The organism is Antrihabitans cavernicola, assembly GCF_008297975.1.
GTDB classification, from domain to species: Bacteria; Actinomycetota; Actinomycetes; order Mycobacteriales; family Mycobacteriaceae; genus Antrihabitans; species Antrihabitans cavernicola.
Genome location: NZ_VLNY01000007.1, coordinates 1 through 15,409 on the forward strand (window position 1 = coordinate 1; position 15,409 = coordinate 15,409).

Consider the following 15,409-nt stretch of genomic DNA (forward strand, 5'->3'; position numbering starts at 1 on the left):
TGGCGCGGTATCGCGACCCGCTACGACAAATACGCCCTGACCTACCTCGGTGGTGTCCTGCTGGCCTGCGCCGTCATCCACGCCCGCGTCGGAGCCAACCAATTGAGAGACACGCCCTAGCCGCTAGCACGTCTCTAATCTCATCCAGCGGAACGGCTTCCGGCTCCGCAGCCTCTACTTGCTCACCCTCGGCAGGACGCCGCACGGGTTCCGGCTTGTCGCCTTCGCCGCCAGCTCGTTGCCAATTGGCGCCCTGCATCGCGTAGAGCTGCATAGCCAAGAAATCCATTTCAGGCGTCCAGTACCAAGAGCGCGGATACCGCGCCCGGTACAGTGCAGACTCACCATTCGGTGGAGTGTGTTCAAGCAATACGTGCAACTCGTGCCACGAAAGGCGCTCTGTCCCAATGTCGCTCAGCCTGAAACCGCGACAGAGTAAGTCGTACTCGACGGCCCCCGCGTGCTCCTTTAGGAGTTGTCGGAGGCCAAGGATTCCCCCACGGAAGCCGTGGACGCCTCTGCCCAGGCTTCGCCAAGCGCCTTGACCTGATCGCGCGACATCTTCGCCACGGCCTCGCTAGCGTCGGGAGACTCAATCTCAACCAGACGCCGCGTAAGACGAATCTCGTCGTGCCCCTTCTCTGCGGCCTCTTCCAGGTAGTCCGCGCCAGCGCCCGAAAGGTACTGAACGAACGGCACACTGAAAACCTTGCCGCCGTCAGCGACACGGAACGGGAAACGGTTGACACGCTTGGAACCAAGGGACTTCGGAACAGTAAATACAGTCATTGACCAGACCTCTTAGAATCGAAAGTATTTGGGAGACACGGACCCGTGAAGTCCCACCCGGCAAGGTGGGTCCGGTCAAAGAAACACTCACCGGGCGGAACGCTTACGGCGCAGTAATGCCGTCATACAGGTACTCGCGCACGAAAAACGCCTTGTCGCCGTCCACGTACTCAAAGCACTCGATAGTGACGTTGTACTTAACAACGTCCTTACTGACCTGCACCACGTCGCCAACCTTCGTAGGCTGACCAATCGGCACAACCTGCCGACGCAAACCCTTGCCCTGCGCCGTGTCAACCACGTAGACCGACTTGGGCAGAGCCGCCGCAGTGTGGTCAACCACGATCTGAGCGCCCTTGTCCGGAGTCGCAGCCGTAAAGCTCACGTTGTCGGACCCGAACACGGTCTTGAGAGTTTCCAGGTTGGTCGATTCCAGAAACTCGACGGTCAGCGTCTCGCTGTAGTCGCTCTGAGGCGTCGCGACAGTCTTGCCGCCAAAGTCCTTGACCTTAGTGACATCACGCGACTGCGCATTAGTGATGCCCGCATCAGACACGCCGCCCTGATCCTTGTACGCCACGGCCAGATCGGTAGCCGCGTCCTCGGGAAGTTCGGTGCCCAGCTCCGCGCGGTGGATAACACCCTTGACCTTAGGGGGCGCCGGAACAAAGACCTTGCTGGTATCAGTAGCCATGAGAAATAGACCCCTTCAATGGGAAAAGCCCCGGCAGTCGCCAGGGCATGAAATGAATTGCTGTACTTAGACGTTGCTCGAAATGCCAAGCTCGACCGTCAACGTCCAACGGTCCTGATCCGGAACGTCAAGGTCCGGATTCTCAGCGGGTGCCCCAACTTCCGCGTAGCTCGAAATCCATGCCTGCCGCATGGTTCCGTCGTCGTTCATGTAGTCAACAAATGAACTCGGCGCCGACTCGCAAATCTCGGACACACGCAGCGCCAAGGCTTCCGCGCTATCGAGCGCGTAACACTCAAAGGTGAGCCAAGGCCCATCCGTAACCGCATTGATCCGACTGCCGCCCGTCCGTGCAACTCGCACAAACGAATCAGGGCGCTTAGTCGGGACGCGGCTACCCACATCAATGTCTAGGTTCGCGGTCAACAGCGCGACCGCAACCGAAATTGCCGGTTTCCGCGTATTACCTGGCACTGTCCAGCGCTCTAATCAACGTGTGATTCTTCGCGTTGCTTTTCCGCGCCTTGTAGTCCGCAGTCACAACAGACGCGCGCCAACGGCCCTGAGGGCGACTGGCGCCCTGCCGTGAGCCCGTGACGTACTTGCCGCCGTCAGCCTCCGCAGCCTTTTGCACCCGCCGCGCCCGCCTGTCCAAGTCGGCAATGACTCCCGGCGCCCGCCGCAACTCCTGAAATGCCCCGCTCTTAAACTCAATCTTCATCGAGCTTCACCGCAGACACCCACTTGCCTTCGGCCCATGCCCCGAAGACCGCGCCACTATCGTTGTAAACCTCAAGGTTGTTCGTTTCCTCGTCCGTCCGGAAACCCGTTGCATCCCCGAACGTCTCAACCTCGCCGAACTCATCCTTGACCCGAATGGCCACTAACCCTCAACTCTTTTCAGATTCACGACCATGCCAGGGCGGAACCCGAAAGGCCCGTTGTTGAAGTCCTCCGGATAGCCGATAGCGTCGTACTCAGCACCGGCAATAATCACCTTGTCTTGCGGACCAACGTCGAAGCCCTCGGGTACGCAAAGCTCAAGCTCGACAACAACCCGGTCATGCCCAACAACTTTCGGCTCAGCTTGGTTCGCATTGGCCGGACCCCAGCAAATCGCGCGCTGCTCGACGGCAGGTGCCCAACGCTTAACCTTGTTGCCGCGCGGGTCTTTGTCCGGCCCCTCGCTGAACTTCCGCGTGCCAACCTTGTATCTCGCCCGCAGGCTCACAGGCCCGGTTCCGTCCCACATGGACCATTAACCCAAGCGCCCGCAAGCGTTGGCGCAATGCCCGGCTCAGGTGGCATCGTGTCGATAGTGAATGCCTTGCCCCGGCTCGACTTGCATAGCTTTTGCAGGTCCGTGATTTCAGTGGGGTAGAACATGGCACGCCGCACCTGCCGCGTATCCAACGTCTCCGTGTGACCGAACTGCCCAGCCGTATCGGACACCTGCGACTTTGCTCCCGTACCGGACTCCGCCCAGCGCAGGATGGCGCCGCGAATGATCGCCTTAGCCGCAGCCGGGTACTTGAATCCATCTTCAAGGATGCACGGTGCAGCTACAGACGCCGTTGCTAGCGCGTCCTCAATCATCAAGAGCGCCTTCGCGTTCTCTATGTCTTCAATGAACGGGCGCAAGTCCGCGTCAATATCGAATGCAATTGCCACGATTGCGCCCCTAGCTTGTCGGAATCGGATTCTTTCGCGGCCTCCCGCGACCGCGCTTGACTGGCGCAACTTCCGGCGCGACCGGCCCAGGGCTGGACTCCAACGGAACCCAGCCAAGAGCCTTCAACGCATGCGTGCCATCGCCCGGAATCGCCAACACTTCGCCTTGCGGCGACTTCCAGAGCGCCACGACTACGGGGTAAGGTCAGGCGTAATGACCGCAGCCGGGTAGCGCTTGGTCTTGTCCGTCTCAACCCGGTTCAGCGGGTTAGCGATCTGGAAGCCAACACGGAACACGACGCGAAGCGCCTTACTGTCCTGCTGCATCAGGTTCAGGATCACCTTGCCGTCAGCGTCGGAGATGACGCCCTCGCTGAACATGTCAAAGGTCACGTCCTGGCGAATGCCGACAACCACCTTGGACCAATCAGCCGCGACCAGAGTTGCAGCGTCTTCTTTCCATGCGCCGTTGCGAACCTCGTTGAGCGGCAGGCCATAGAGACCGGACGGCAGGCCAGCGGCAAGACCCTGCGCAGGCGTGTAGATGCTCACACCCTGCGCGTTGCGCAGACCAACCATCTTCCACTGCAAACCGGGACGCGAGGCAAAGCCGTTGATAGCGAAGCCCTGCTTGCTCAGCTTCTCGCCCAGGAATGCCACGTTCTCGCCAATGTCGGCAGTCTCAGACTCCGCGACAGTGTTACCCATCGCGATAGCGCCGGGAACCAACGCGGTCGGCCAAGAGGCGGGCTTATCAACGCCGAAGATGCCTGCGCCGTCAACCTTCTTGCCGATTGCCTCAGTGAGCAGAGGCTTAATTTCATCCCACAGCGGGACGTTCGAGTCCGAGACCAGAGCGTCGGGAATCGGCACGATAACGGCAAGCTCTTCCGCCGTCATGGTCACGTTTTCCCAACCTGTCTTAGTGGTCTGCTTAAGACCCGTGTCACCGTCAACCCAGTAGGCATCCGGCAGCGACGCAAGCACCGGCTGCTTGGTCTTCTTCGTGCCCATTCGCACGTTTCGCGCCCGCTGAATGAGCGCCGATTGTTCCGGCAGAGTCTCAATCACGTTCTTGACGATGGCCTCAGGAATCTGCGCGTCGGTAAGATCGGCACGACCCTGGACATTTGCAAAGCCACTCATGTTTGTATCCCTCAGTTAGAATTGAAGATTGGAATTAACGACGGTTGAGGCTGTCTCGCAGCCAATCGCCGGTAGAGCCCGAATCGCCGCCATTACCGCCGCCCTGCCCCTGGCTAGGGTCCGGCTGAGGCGTACGCGGACCATTGGCCGCGCCTGCGAACTGCAACAGAGCATCGGCTTGCGCCTCAAGCTCTTCTTTTGTCCCACCATTGAGCAGAGCCACCGGGACACCCTTCGCGCTTGCAACCTCGAAACGCGCCTGTTTGCTGAGCAATTCGGCGTACTTAGTTTCCGCGTCCTGCCGCGCCAGCTTTTCGCGCTCAATCTCATCGAGCTTCGCCAGCTCGCCAGCATCGAACTTGCCAGCCTTGTCTTTCAGCGCGTCGTAATCCGCATACTTGGCGTTCTCCCGCTCAAGCCGCGCACTGATCGCCCGGTCAAAATCCGCCTGAGACGTAATCGCCTGAAACGCGTTCCCGCCGTTGCCGTCAGGCTCGCCGCCCCCGGCGCCAGCATCGTCCGGCGTAGTCTTTCCAGCGTCACTCATTGATAGAAACTCCGTATCTCGTCAGATCGAACAAACCGCCCTTTAGCCGCAAGGCGTCCGCGTAAGTTGTTGCGCTACTGCCCAAGTTGGCGATACGCCGCCATAATTTCCTTCACGTCACCCGACCCCGCCAGCCTGCGCGCAGCCTTGTAATCCGCTTCCCACGCACTCACATAGGGCGCAGGCTCGAAACTGCAGCCGGGGCGAACCATGACGGCAAGACAATGGCAATTGTCGTGATACCTAGAGCCGGACTTGCCGTGCTCCGCAGCGCCTTTCGAGACGTACACGTTCGAGCGTGTAGCCAGCATCCGGCAGAACGAACACGCCGTACCCGACGCGTGACGCGCCCACGTGGCGCCCGCCTCTTGCTCAACCGCGCCAAGGACTGTTTGCCTCGAACCGTTGAACAACATGCGTTGCGCCGAACCCGCCAGCAACTCGAACGCCGATTCATTCGACAGAGCCCAGCCAGCCGACGCCCGCATTTGCTCCACAGGCGGAAGTGCCGCAGGCTTGGCCTTGAACTCAAGCTCAGGCGCCGCGTCGTCGTACCAATCAGCGGCCAAATCTCCCGCAGCATCCACGTAAGGGCTCGCAACGTCCGGATAGGCGTCCAGCACCCAAGACCGGAACTCCTGCGCATCCCAATCCGCCGCATGGCTCCACATGGCGTCAAGGTCGCCCAGCATCACCGTATTTAGGTCGCCTAAGACCGCCTGAAACTCTGCCGCCGTGGTCAATTGCCCTCAGCCGGAACGCGCCGACTCGCTGCCTCCGCAACGCGCGGGTTCGCCGTGGCCACATCCGCCGCGCCCGCTATCCCGCCCAGAATTGCTCGACTTCGTGCGCGCCGTTTGTCCGCCTCAACCTGCTCCTGCTCGCGAGGCGTCAACCCGATTCGGTCGTACGTCACAGACGAATCAGGCGGAAGGACCTCCGCAGCAACCAATTTCGTAGCTTCATCGGCAGCCGCCGAACGGGTAGGCGTCGCAGCATCGCGCCACTTGACCGACACGCCATCAGCGAATCCGTCAGGCACCTTGCCGTCACGCACCAACAGCGCCAACCGTGCAACCTCAAGCCACGCCTTGCCAAACGCAGCCTGACGACGTTCTGCACGCTTCACAAGCCGTGCTTCCATCGCCCTGATAGCGTCCGCAGACGCAGCCTGATCCGTCGCGAAGCCCAAATACGTAGGCGGAATGGCACACTCAGCCGCAAGCAACTGCGCAAGCCCTCGCACCTGATCCAAGTACGGACCCGGCTGAGACTGCGCGAACTGCCCAACTTCCGGCTTTGCCTCCGGATTGTCCTCGTCAAAAGGAACCGCAAGCATCCGCGACATGATCGCCTCAAAGCCCGTCACAACGGACCCGTCGCCCTTATCGAACTGATCTTCCGCAGCGTTCAGCAAGTACCGTTGAGGCGCAGAATAGAACTCGCGGTTGACTTCCATGCCAAGCAAAGTGCGAACCGCCGCATTCGTGTACCCGCGCACAGAGTGCGAAATCTCAGAGCGCCCAGTCATCCGGCTAGAGCGCGGACGGTTCACCAATTGCGCAACCGGAACCCGGCCCAACTTGTGCTGATCGCGGTTAACGACCGCCCAGGCCGCACCCTCGCTGCTGCGAGCTACGCGGATCGTTTCGTTCTTGAGGTAGAGCGTTGCGCCGTTGTCGAAGTCCTTGCCTTCGTCGCGGAACCGGGACGCCGCAGCCGTCAACCGCCGCGTGCGCGCATCCCGTAGGCCCGTCATGTTCTTGGGCGACTCAACGGTAATCAGTGGCGACGGTTCGCCATTGTCTCCCGTGCCGACTGCCACGAATGCCGTCCCGCAAATCAGGGCGTCAAGATGACCCAAGCCAGAATCAACGTCTAAATCGTTTGCATTGAAAATACTACCCAAATCGTATTTCGCGCCGGTTTCAACCCAGCCAAGGAAATCTAGGCGCTCTTCCAGAACGTCAACGGCAGTACCCGACCATCCAACAACAGTCGCAATCTTGTCAGCGAGAGTTGCCGGAATAGCAATTCCCAACTGTTTGACCCGCTGCTCACCTTCGTAGTACGCCTCTTTGGTCGCATTCGCCCGCGTAAATGCAGAAACGCGAGTCAAGAGCATAGCAAGTAGCCCCGCCTCATCCGCGCTGAGCGCATCGAGGGTTGCAATATTGGGCGCAGTCACATCATCACCTGTACTTTTCGCTTACCTTGTTTCTGGCGCCGCTTCGGTCGCGCAACAACAAACCCATAGAGAGCAAGGGTTGCCGCGACAACGGGCGTAATATCCGACTCGCTGGTCTTCCGCCCCCAAGCCCACATATCGCCAAGGGGACGTTTACGTGCGGCGTCAATTGCTGAGGAAAAGAGCGGCTGCTCAGGATGGCGAAGCGTTTGGTTAAAAACTGCGTCGTAGAACATGCCGCAGGCAATTCCGAACTCTGAGACGCCCGTCGAATAGACCGGAACGCCAAGAGTCGTTAACTCGGGAACCAATGACGCAGCGGGACCGTCAACGACAATCGCAATAGGGGACCACTGAGCACACAGCCGCGTAAGCCGTGGAATCAGCCAATCAGTTCCCTTGCGGTTCTCAGTTACCTCAACGTGGTAAAGCCCGTCAGGGCGCACGCCAGACACCGCAATAGACGCCATGCCACGATCAGGCGCAATATCCACAGCGAAAGACACAGGATCGAGCAATTCAGACGCAGGATCGCCAACGTCGTCCCACGTATCCGCATCAATTACCGCGTCAGTGCCCGCGAACGACCACAAACCGCCACGCTCGCGCGCGAAGCCTTCATCGGAATACGTCGCGCGGTCTTCCGCCAACTCTTCCAAGCCCAGCCGAAATCCAAGCGCCGGATTAGCCTGCGCCCACGTATGCGGGTCATCTAGATCAGAATCCGCGTCAATGGACCACTCAAGCCAACTCAGGCGCCGCGAATTACCATCTAACGCCTCCGCGCGGATACGCGTAAAGACTTCGCTAGGCATTCCAGGCGCCGGAGGCGTACCCGCCCAAATGAGCTGACGATTCTTAAGCGGAGCCGCCGCAGTCGTAGGACCAAGCGCCTCAAGCGAGTCGTCGTCCATCTGCTGTGCCTCATCCATGACAACAACGTCCACAGTGAAGCCGCGCGCAGAGCCCTTAGAACGCGCCACGAACTCAACAGAGCCGCCATTGCGCAGAACAATGGCCTCTTGCCCATTGGTGCGGCGGATTTCCTTAACCATCGCCGCAAGCTCAGGGTATTTCTTCGTATTCTCAAAGAACGACGCCAAACGCAGGAATGCTTTACGCGCGGTCTTAACTTCGTGGGCAGTGTGCAGAAACTTTTCACCCAAGCCGACCATGCCGAACAGCTCGCGAATCTCAATCAGCGCGTTCTTGCCATTCTGGCGTGGCACAGACAAACCGCAGCGAGACGCACTCCACTTGCCATCAGCTCGATAACCAAGCCACTGCTCAAGAACTAAAAGCTGCCACGGGTCCGGAATCAGTCCATACGCGGAGGCAAAGCTAGCGGCCTCTTCGGCAAAGGTGCCGATATAATCGCAGCTAACTGCCAGTCTCGGGGATTGACTGCCTCTTACTGGCAAGTCGTTGTGTGAACTCATCTAGTGGCGTGTCCTTCACATCGGGAGGCGTTAGCTCCGCAATCTGCGCAAGCACGTCCAATAGCTGTTTCGCCAGCGCGGCCAAACCAACGGCGCCGGACGTTGCATCAATTGCTGACGCGAGGCTGTCCCTCAATGCCTCAAGCGTCTTAAGGCGGTCACCAATCTCTGCCGCGACTTCAACGGAGCCCATCAGCGCCGCGCCTTGTACAAACGGGAAGTTTTCTTCACCTCCACCGCGCCGGGAAAATTAATTTCCGGCAATTTCCAGATCGCAGGGTAAAAAGCATTGGGAACCGGGAAATGACCAGCCCACTGCCGATCAGCGCGCGCCTTAGCCATACGGCGAACCTCACGGTCATAAACGGACGACAAAACGCCTCCTGAAATGTGAAAACCGCCTAACAGAACGAATCTGTTGGCGGTTGTATTTAGCTCGGGGGGATATCGGCACGTATGCCTGAGGGGAGGCCGCAAGACCCCACGGGAGGGGTTATAGCCCCCTATGCATTGCTGGCTCTGTGTTCAACGCTGAGCGTCGTTCTCGCCTTTGTTGTGCCTAGGTCTGCTGTGCGCATTCTGTGCCGTTAGGGCGGTAGCACTGTGCGGGGCATAGTGTTGTTCGTCCTGCACTGTTCAACCATTGGCTGTGCTTAGCGCAACCCGTGGGCAGGTGCATCATCGCTATTCGTAGTTGGTCCCTGAGTTGGGCATAGCCTGTCTGCTCCGCTACCCCTGGCAGTTCCTCATACCCGTGTAGCCGCATCCCCCGTAGGCGATCACTTGACCTTGGCGTGATCACTACCCATTGGTGGCGGTCTAGCTTGCGGCGTGCGATATGCGCATTGCCCTGTGCCTGCGATATGGCTAGTAGTGCCTGCATCAGCCCTTGCCTGCCTCAATGGGTCGCGCATAGCCAGTGACCGCAGCGTTCAGCTCGTCAGGCAGTGACGCAGTGTCGAGCACGTACACACAACCGAATACCCTTCGGCTCGCCCTTAAATGAGTTGACCTCACGTACAGGTAAACGAACGTCAGGTAAGAGCCGACAGCCCCACCCGCGATAAGCGTTGGGAATAGCTTCATTTAGCCCGCGCAATCGCCGCATTCGACCAGAACATTGCCTCTTCCAGCTTTGTCAGCGCTGTTGCTTTCTCGCGCCCATTGGGCAATGCGTCATCAAGCTTGAGGGCTAGAGCTTTGCAGGCTTCACGAATAGAGCCGTGCTCGCCCCGCTTCTCGTCGGTGCTTGCCGGGTGGAAATCAAACCTGTGTGCAATCTCTTCGTGCGCCATCATCACCATTGCCTTGTCGTTGGTAGTTGGTCTATCCGCTCAGGTGGCCTGTTCCCGCGCGAGCTATTGCAGGACCTATGTGCCGCCCGCAGTTCCCCCAGTAGGTGACCGCCCTTTGAGCGCGGTATTACGTGGTCCGCAGTCCATGACATCGGGTCATTGGATGGCAGGTCTACGTCTATCCATTTACCGCAGAGCCAGCATGTTCGTGCGTTTTGCCGCAGCCGGTTCTTTGCCCGCCTGTACGCCCGGTGATCGAGGCCGCTTCGCTTAGTGCGTGGGGGCATTGTGTAGCTCTTTCAGTGGCTCAAGCGCGTCCTCATCCATCACTTACCCGCTGTGTAGTCGCGGATCAGGACCCACTTGCCTTTACCGCCGATCTTCGCCAAGTCCATTTCGGCACTGACGGGCGCGTTCTTAGCTAGGCGCTCTGCCCATGTTTGGACGGGTGCGCGCTTGTAGATCGTTATTGGCCCGATTCGGTACGTTTTCACCAGTAGCCCCCTTAGGGTCAGCGCTTCGCGACCGCGATACCGAACGGAAACAACCCAGCCGACGCAATAAACCCGGTATTCGTCCGCTGAGCCTTCCAGCCAATACGGCCATCATCGAGACTCGCCAACCTGTACAAATGGATACTGATCAAAGCAGAATCCCCAATACGGACACAATCACGCTCAGCACCGTTACGGCGCCCTTGCTAATAGTGAGCCAGTCAGCCCACGAAATACCGAACAGCATTCTTCAATCCTTAATCGTTAGACCAGAGACATACGGCTGATTTCGCCGTTCTTGAGCAAGTACGCGAGTCCGCCGCGCTTAGATTCGCCACCGTGCGCACCCCGATACCAATCAGAGCCACAGTCGTAGGTAGGCGAAGCAACGCGAACACGGTCCCGTGTGGTTTCCAATTCCCACCTGTGCCCGTGCCCGTGCTGCAGCACCTGAGCGGACGCAGCGGGTTGATTACCAAATGCCTGTTCTTGCCACCACGCCATGCCCTTGCCAATGCGCCATTGGTGACCATGAACGACAGTGACCAGAGACGAACCAACCTCGTTGGTCATATCGGGACACCATTTATCCGGCGTGCGAACCTCAACATGCCCGTAAGCGGCTTTATTGATTTCGAGGGCGTCAGCTACCGCAATAGCCGATTCAGTCGCCCAGCCGTCACCGGGATATGTGTTCTGCTCGCGCTGGGCTTCATCATGGTTGCCGTTAACAACGTCCAGGTACACGCGGTCAGTCAGTGGTGCGAACGCCTCTACTGTGTGCAGCATGAGGCGCCGCAAAATGCGGAACTGCTCAGTGATTGTTTCCTGAGTCAGCCACAGGTTCTTACTGCTCTGCGATACGACGCCTTCTAGGCAGTCACCCGGCATCGAAATCTGGATTCCCTCAATGCCGTGCCGCTTGAGGTCTGCGAACTCTTCCGTGGCCTGTTGGACGCTATCTAGGTAGCGTTCGATGATTTCGGCAGTCGAGCCGTCACGGGAGCGTTTACCGATTTGCTGATCGCCAGCCTGAAACACGAACCAGTGCGGACCGGTGGAACCGTCAGCGACACGCTTGGGCGCGGCCTTGATTCGCTCAATTAAAGGCTCAACGCTTGATTCGCGCTTTGCAATGAGCTTGTACCTGTATGTCGTGGCCTGTGTGCCGTCAGCTTTCCAACGGGTGTAAACGGACGGGGGCGCTGCGAATCCAACCTGAGAGGGATCATGCCCACACGATTCAAGAATTGCGCCGTAGTCAGACGCGTCGTGCGGTCCCTCAATCAGGGCCGCTAGCGCTCGCCCGTCCTGCTCATCGGGTTCTTGTGGTTGCTGCGCAGGTTCGCCCCTCAGTAAGTCAGCCAACGCGCCCACGTAATCAACCCCTAGTTATTAGTCCGCAAACAGGCTCAAAAGCCTTTGAAGTGCAGTTATGCCAATGCCCGGCATATGTCCCGCGGTTTACTCCGCTACGCAAGCGCAACGCTCTTTTAAGTGGTCCTTGAACGTCGTAAGACCGGCTACTAGACCAACGGTCTTGCACCGCTCGAACAGCGCAGCCATCGAACCGCCATCGGTTAGGAACTTGTGCAGCTCCGCGCGGTCATCGTCGTCTAGCTGATCTACCCATCCGGCGATCTTGCAAGCGATGACTGTTCCCGCGCTCATGCGTCCGCCTTCAATGACTTGAGGCGTTCCCGCCTGAATCCTGACCAATGTTCGGTAGGCGTGACCACAACGGGAAGCTCTAGGTAGCCCAGCGCCTCAACAGCCGCGTAGCCGTCCGCGTCCTTACTCACGTCCACCGCTCGATATTCGGTGCCTTGAGCGTCCAGCGCCCTAAAGGTCTGCCTGCATCGAACGCAGTCGGGCTTGGTGTAGACAGTGACAAGCAACGCGAGAATCCCTCTAACAGTGTCGATTTGGTCAATTTGAATTGCGGGGACTGCTGGACTCGAACCAACAACCTGCGGGTTTGGAATCCGCCGCTCTACCCATTTTGAGCTAAGCCCCATGAGGCCCTTGATACGGAGGTCTGCAACTCCGGACGCTAGATGACGGGCGCCGCCCGATGCTCGGATTGAGGCCGGAATGCGTTTAGTGTCTTGGGATTCCGTTTGGCCGCTCAATCAAGCACAAAACAAAGGTAACTGATCCTCATTTCGAGCCAGTTTCTTATGACCACGCCCAGGACCGGCCAGATAGCGCCGGTTCTGATTCTGCAACTCCGTCGCCTGCTGCCTACGCTTAGCCTCTTTGCGCGCCTCACGCAATGAGTCCTTGTCGTAGTACCACTTGCCGCGTTTCGTGCCCACCTTGACGATTCCAGCCTTGCGCCACCTGTAGAGGGTGACGCGCGACCTGCCGACGAACCGCATTGCGTCCCACTCGTCCAGCCAAACCGTCAACGGGCTAGCGCGAACAAACTTGACGCGGGCGCCATGCCCGAAAGCAACTGCCGCCCAATGTGCTCCGTGTACGCGGGCGGAATAGCTTCGGATAGTTCGTTCATTGTCATTTTATGACCGATACCCATTGCCTCATAAGCAAGACTCTTCTTGTCGTAGCCGGGAAAATCAGCGCCCGTCTCGCGCCAAAACTTGCTACTCCGACAACGGACGTGACCACCGTAGACGCCGATTGTCGGCAAACTGTGTTCGCACAGCCTCGGGGCCGTGATTGGTAGGCTCGATTCAAACTGTCGGTGCCTGCGCAACCCGAAACCTTGCGCATTGAGGGCAAACATTGAGCCACACAGAACGATTGATCCGGCCATCGGCGCTCCGACGACGTTCTCTATAACCCACGGCAAACCCAACTTAGTCAACAACTCGCGCGTTGGTTCGATCAACTCCGGATGCGCCTTGGCGTCAGGCATATGCTTCATAGCGCTGTAAGCTTGGCAAGGTGGACTAGCATGTACCGCGTCGAATCTTGTCCAGTTCCAGCGCAGAAAGTCCAACGCGTCCGCTTGGTGAAACTCGAACGGAGAGTTTGGCTGCGGGATAATATCCACCCCGATAACTTCAAATCCCGCGCGGTCGTACCCCTCTGCCGCGCCGCCAGCGCAACAAAATAGGTCAAGTAATTTCGGCTTCAATAGCTTCCCCTTAGAGAGATAGTGCGTACTGGTTTGGGTCATCCACCCTCGAACGCTCCACAATCGGGCGCTCCAAGAACACGTCTAGCTCAGGCCAATTCTTCCGGTTCGTGTTCCGCACCGAACGAATATCATCGAGCATCCCGTCCGGCGCATTCCCGCCAGCCCGTAGCCAATCGGTCAACAGTTTGGTCACGTCACGCACAGCCCGCGTGTCGTCATAGAGCACGCCGCGCGCTACACCATTGACCCGCCAAACCCAACCGCGATACTGCCCACGCAAGCCCAGCGTGTCAGCCCATCCGATCAGTGCCGCAACCTCAGCGTCCGCCGCGTCCATCGCATCAAGATTGAACGGAGGCTTAGACTTTGGCTTCGCGCCCGTGGACACTTCCCGCCCGGTTTCCTGCCGTTCGCCGTCGCCCTGAGCCGCCCCGTCTTGCGGCTTAGCCCTCGCGAACATTTGCGCCCGCAAGAACTCCACCGCATCCCACGTATCGGAAATCAGCTCTTCAAGTTCGGTCAAGCGCGGATTCCTAGCCCGAACTGCCGACCTGTTGGCGTTTCATGGATTCCGCCGTGCTCGCCCTTGGGCAAAACACAGTCGAGATACCAAGGCACGCCGCTGATCCGGCGTTCAAGCTTCGCCAGGCAGGGATAACCCGGCTCAAGCTGATTCTCCGAAACGTCCATCATTTCTGCCACTTGCTCGCCCACTTCCAGAGTCGTTCAACCGCTTAGCTATTCCCGGGCATTCACATTGGGCGCAACCGTTGTGCTTGGCGTGTAGCTGGACTGCGTGCCTGCACACCGGGCACCTAGGGACTGGAACAAAGGCCACCTAGTCGCCCAACGCTGTTCCGTAGCCCGCCCGACGCAACAGATACGTCATCGCGTCCACCGGCATAACCGCCAAGTTCAACGGCGCCTTACCGGGACGTGACCGCTTCCAGGCAATGAATCCAACCTCTGCCCGCGACTCACCAACCTGCTCCGTGAGTCCGTCCAGCCATTCGGACCACAAGGGCGTTTTCACGTCCTTGCACTGCACGATTACACCCGGCCCGATACCCAAGACCGGATCAAGGTGCAGGTCACCCGCGTCACGTTCGTAACCGGCTTTCGTTCGCTCGCATCCAGGGAAACCGTTAGCGCGGAACAGCTCTCGCATATCTCGCTCGTAACGGTCGCCCTTGGCCTTCATGCGGTTAGTCATCGCTTTACCTCACGGTCGGTCAATGTCGGGAATGATGACCTCGGGCTTGAAAATCACCCGGTAGTGATCAGTGCTCACGCTCGCGCTTTCGAGCTGTTCAGCTACATAGGTCACGTTGTCGCTCAATCCGAGAAAGTGCTTCTTGTACTCGCCCTCGCCCGTTTTGCAGGTGACTTCCAACTGCCCGCCGTCGTCGTGGATCGCACACCTGCCCTCAATGGTGAGCAGATACGTATCCGTGATCCCGTTGAAGAACACAATGCGCCGGTCAATCTCGAACTGATCCGCAGCCTTAGACAGGTTCGCGGAAGCAACGTCAGCGTCCGTATCGGTGCAACTCGTCAGCGTGACCATTGCCGCGACGCCCGCAACCACTGCCGCAAATCTCATACCCTTGTTCACTCTCAAGCCTCTCTGATAACTGTTGCCGGTAAACCGATTTCTCCATACGGGACAAGCCGCCCAGTCAAGCTGTCCACGAACCCCTTTGGCATCTTGGTCAGGCTCGAACCGTCATGCGCTCGAATCTCGCTGCGCAGTGCTAGCGCAACAAGTTCCACGCTCTTGCTAATCTGCCGCGCCACTTGACTTTTCCAGGTTCGCGATCTTGCGTTCGACATACCAAATAGCCTTACGCAAATCCTGAATTGCACTGTCCGACTTGAGCCCTGCCCGCCATATGTACTTGACCGCGTTGCCAAGCGTGAAGTCCATATGTTCGGTCACCTGTATGCACTCAATGCCGCTCGGATGACTCCGGTAGTGAGACGGGTTGATTGCGTCCACCGCAACGTCATTCGCCATCAGTCACCGCCTCAACCGTCTCG

General features: G+C 58.7%; 23 protein-coding genes, 1 tRNA gene and 1 pseudogene. 1 reads left to right on the plus strand and 24 read right to left on the minus strand.

Translation table 11 applies throughout. The features are described 5' to 3' along the window. Positions 1-120: pseudogene (locus tag FOY51_RS15505) on the plus strand (IS5 family transposase); the annotation flags it as partial. 348 nt (positions 121-468) lie between these two features. Here the strand turns inward: FOY51_RS15505 and FOY51_RS15510 are convergent. The 24 genes from FOY51_RS15510 to FOY51_RS15610 form a co-directional block, all read right to left on the minus strand. Then, positions 469-789: a hypothetical protein gene (locus tag FOY51_RS15510; RefSeq protein ID WP_149431170.1), complete on the minus strand. Its 321-nt coding sequence runs from the start codon at positions 787-789 to the stop codon at positions 469-471. 103 nt (positions 790-892) lie between these two features. Beyond that, on the minus strand, positions 893-1,483 hold the full coding sequence (locus FOY51_RS15515; protein WP_149431171.1) for a hypothetical protein: 591 nt from the start codon (positions 1,481-1,483) through the stop codon (positions 893-895). A gap of 710 nt (positions 1,484-2,193) precedes the next feature. Then, a complete protein-coding gene (locus FOY51_RS27235) occupies positions 2,194-2,367 on the minus strand; it encodes a hypothetical protein (RefSeq protein WP_187776346.1) in 174 nt (57 codons plus the stop codon). Then, the gene (locus FOY51_RS15520; RefSeq protein ID WP_149431172.1) at positions 2,367-2,714 is read right to left on the minus strand and encodes a hypothetical protein; all 348 of its coding nucleotides are present in this window, start codon (positions 2,712-2,714) and stop codon (positions 2,367-2,369) included. The genes FOY51_RS27235 and FOY51_RS15520 overlap by 1 nt, the downstream gene beginning before the upstream one ends. Further along, a complete protein-coding gene (locus tag FOY51_RS15525; RefSeq protein ID WP_187776347.1) occupies positions 2,711-3,154 on the minus strand; it encodes a hypothetical protein in 444 nt (147 codons plus the stop codon). The genes FOY51_RS15520 and FOY51_RS15525 overlap by 4 nt, the downstream gene beginning before the upstream one ends. A 192-nt stretch (positions 3,155-3,346) precedes the next feature. After that, positions 3,347-4,300: a phage major capsid protein gene (locus FOY51_RS15530; protein WP_149431173.1), complete on the minus strand. Its 954-nt coding sequence runs from the start codon at positions 4,298-4,300 to the stop codon at positions 3,347-3,349. A gap of 34 nt (positions 4,301-4,334) precedes the next feature. Next, positions 4,335-4,847: a hypothetical protein gene (locus FOY51_RS15535; protein ID WP_149431174.1), complete on the minus strand. Its 513-nt coding sequence runs from the start codon at positions 4,845-4,847 to the stop codon at positions 4,335-4,337. 74 nt (positions 4,848-4,921) lie between these two features. Next, a complete protein-coding gene (locus FOY51_RS15540) occupies positions 4,922-5,590 on the minus strand; it encodes a VG15 protein (RefSeq protein ID WP_149431175.1) in 669 nt (222 codons plus the stop codon). Then, on the minus strand, positions 5,587-7,035 hold the full coding sequence (locus FOY51_RS15545; RefSeq protein WP_149431176.1) for a phage portal protein: 1,449 nt from the start codon (positions 7,033-7,035) through the stop codon (positions 5,587-5,589). Before FOY51_RS15545 ends, FOY51_RS15540 begins: the two co-directional genes overlap by 4 nt. Further along, on the minus strand, positions 7,032-8,474 hold the full coding sequence (locus tag FOY51_RS15550) for a terminase large subunit domain-containing protein (protein ID WP_149431177.1): 1,443 nt from the start codon (positions 8,472-8,474) through the stop codon (positions 7,032-7,034). The genes FOY51_RS15545 and FOY51_RS15550 overlap by 4 nt, the downstream gene beginning before the upstream one ends. Positions 8,475-8,666: 192 nt before the next feature. Continuing rightward, positions 8,667-8,816, minus strand: a complete 150-nt coding sequence (locus FOY51_RS27240) for a hypothetical protein (protein WP_187776348.1) — start codon at positions 8,814-8,816, stop codon at positions 8,667-8,669. A 740-nt stretch (positions 8,817-9,556) separates the two neighbouring features. After that, the gene (locus FOY51_RS15555; RefSeq protein ID WP_214633108.1) at positions 9,557-9,778 is read right to left on the minus strand and encodes an Acb2/Tad1 domain-containing protein; all 222 of its coding nucleotides are present in this window, start codon (positions 9,776-9,778) and stop codon (positions 9,557-9,559) included. Then, positions 9,772-10,056 (minus strand): HNH endonuclease, encoded by a 285-nt coding sequence (locus tag FOY51_RS27850; RefSeq protein ID WP_149431178.1) that lies wholly within the window; start codon positions 10,054-10,056, stop codon positions 9,772-9,774. The genes FOY51_RS15555 and FOY51_RS27850 overlap by 7 nt, the downstream gene beginning before the upstream one ends. Positions 10,057-10,095: 39 nt before the next feature. Beyond that, on the minus strand, positions 10,096-10,263 hold the full coding sequence (locus FOY51_RS27245) for a hypothetical protein (RefSeq protein WP_187776349.1): 168 nt from the start codon (positions 10,261-10,263) through the stop codon (positions 10,096-10,098). A gap of 264 nt (positions 10,264-10,527) precedes the next feature. Continuing rightward, positions 10,528-11,640, minus strand: coding sequence for a hypothetical protein (locus tag FOY51_RS15565; RefSeq protein ID WP_149431179.1), 1,113 nt, complete (start codon positions 11,638-11,640; stop codon positions 10,528-10,530). A 290-nt stretch (positions 11,641-11,930) separates the two neighbouring features. Then, complete coding sequence (locus tag FOY51_RS27980) at positions 11,931-12,161, minus strand: glutaredoxin domain-containing protein (RefSeq protein ID WP_187776350.1); 231 nt, start codon at positions 12,159-12,161, stop codon at positions 11,931-11,933. 44 nt (positions 12,162-12,205) lie between these two features. Then, positions 12,206-12,279, minus strand: a tRNA-Trp gene (locus FOY51_RS15575). A 116-nt stretch (positions 12,280-12,395) separates the two neighbouring features. Further along, positions 12,396-12,644, minus strand: a complete 249-nt coding sequence (locus FOY51_RS27985; RefSeq protein ID WP_353961374.1) for a helix-turn-helix domain-containing protein — start codon at positions 12,642-12,644, stop codon at positions 12,396-12,398. A gap of 26 nt (positions 12,645-12,670) precedes the next feature. After that, positions 12,671-13,408, minus strand: coding sequence for a DNA cytosine methyltransferase (locus FOY51_RS15585; protein WP_149431181.1), 738 nt, complete (start codon positions 13,406-13,408; stop codon positions 12,671-12,673). Beyond that, a complete protein-coding gene (locus FOY51_RS15590; RefSeq protein ID WP_149431182.1) occupies positions 13,377-13,892 on the minus strand; it encodes a hypothetical protein in 516 nt (171 codons plus the stop codon). The genes FOY51_RS15585 and FOY51_RS15590 overlap by 32 nt, the downstream gene beginning before the upstream one ends. Continuing rightward, on the minus strand, positions 13,889-14,083 hold the full coding sequence (locus tag FOY51_RS15595; protein ID WP_149431183.1) for a hypothetical protein: 195 nt from the start codon (positions 14,081-14,083) through the stop codon (positions 13,889-13,891). Before FOY51_RS15595 ends, FOY51_RS15590 begins: the two co-directional genes overlap by 4 nt. Before the next feature lie 124 nt (positions 14,084-14,207). After that, the gene (locus tag FOY51_RS15600; RefSeq protein WP_149431184.1) at positions 14,208-14,582 is read right to left on the minus strand and encodes a hypothetical protein; all 375 of its coding nucleotides are present in this window, start codon (positions 14,580-14,582) and stop codon (positions 14,208-14,210) included. Between the two features lie 9 nt (positions 14,583-14,591). After that, positions 14,592-14,972 (minus strand): beta-sandwich lipoprotein, encoded by a 381-nt coding sequence (locus FOY51_RS15605; protein ID WP_149431185.1) that lies wholly within the window; start codon positions 14,970-14,972, stop codon positions 14,592-14,594. A 177-nt stretch (positions 14,973-15,149) separates the two neighbouring features. Further along, positions 15,150-15,386 carry a DUF3310 domain-containing protein gene (locus tag FOY51_RS15610; RefSeq protein WP_235916390.1) on the minus strand — a complete coding sequence of 79 codons (237 nt, stop codon included), beginning with the start codon at positions 15,384-15,386 and terminating at the stop codon, positions 15,150-15,152. Positions 15,387-15,409 lie beyond the last annotated feature (23 nt).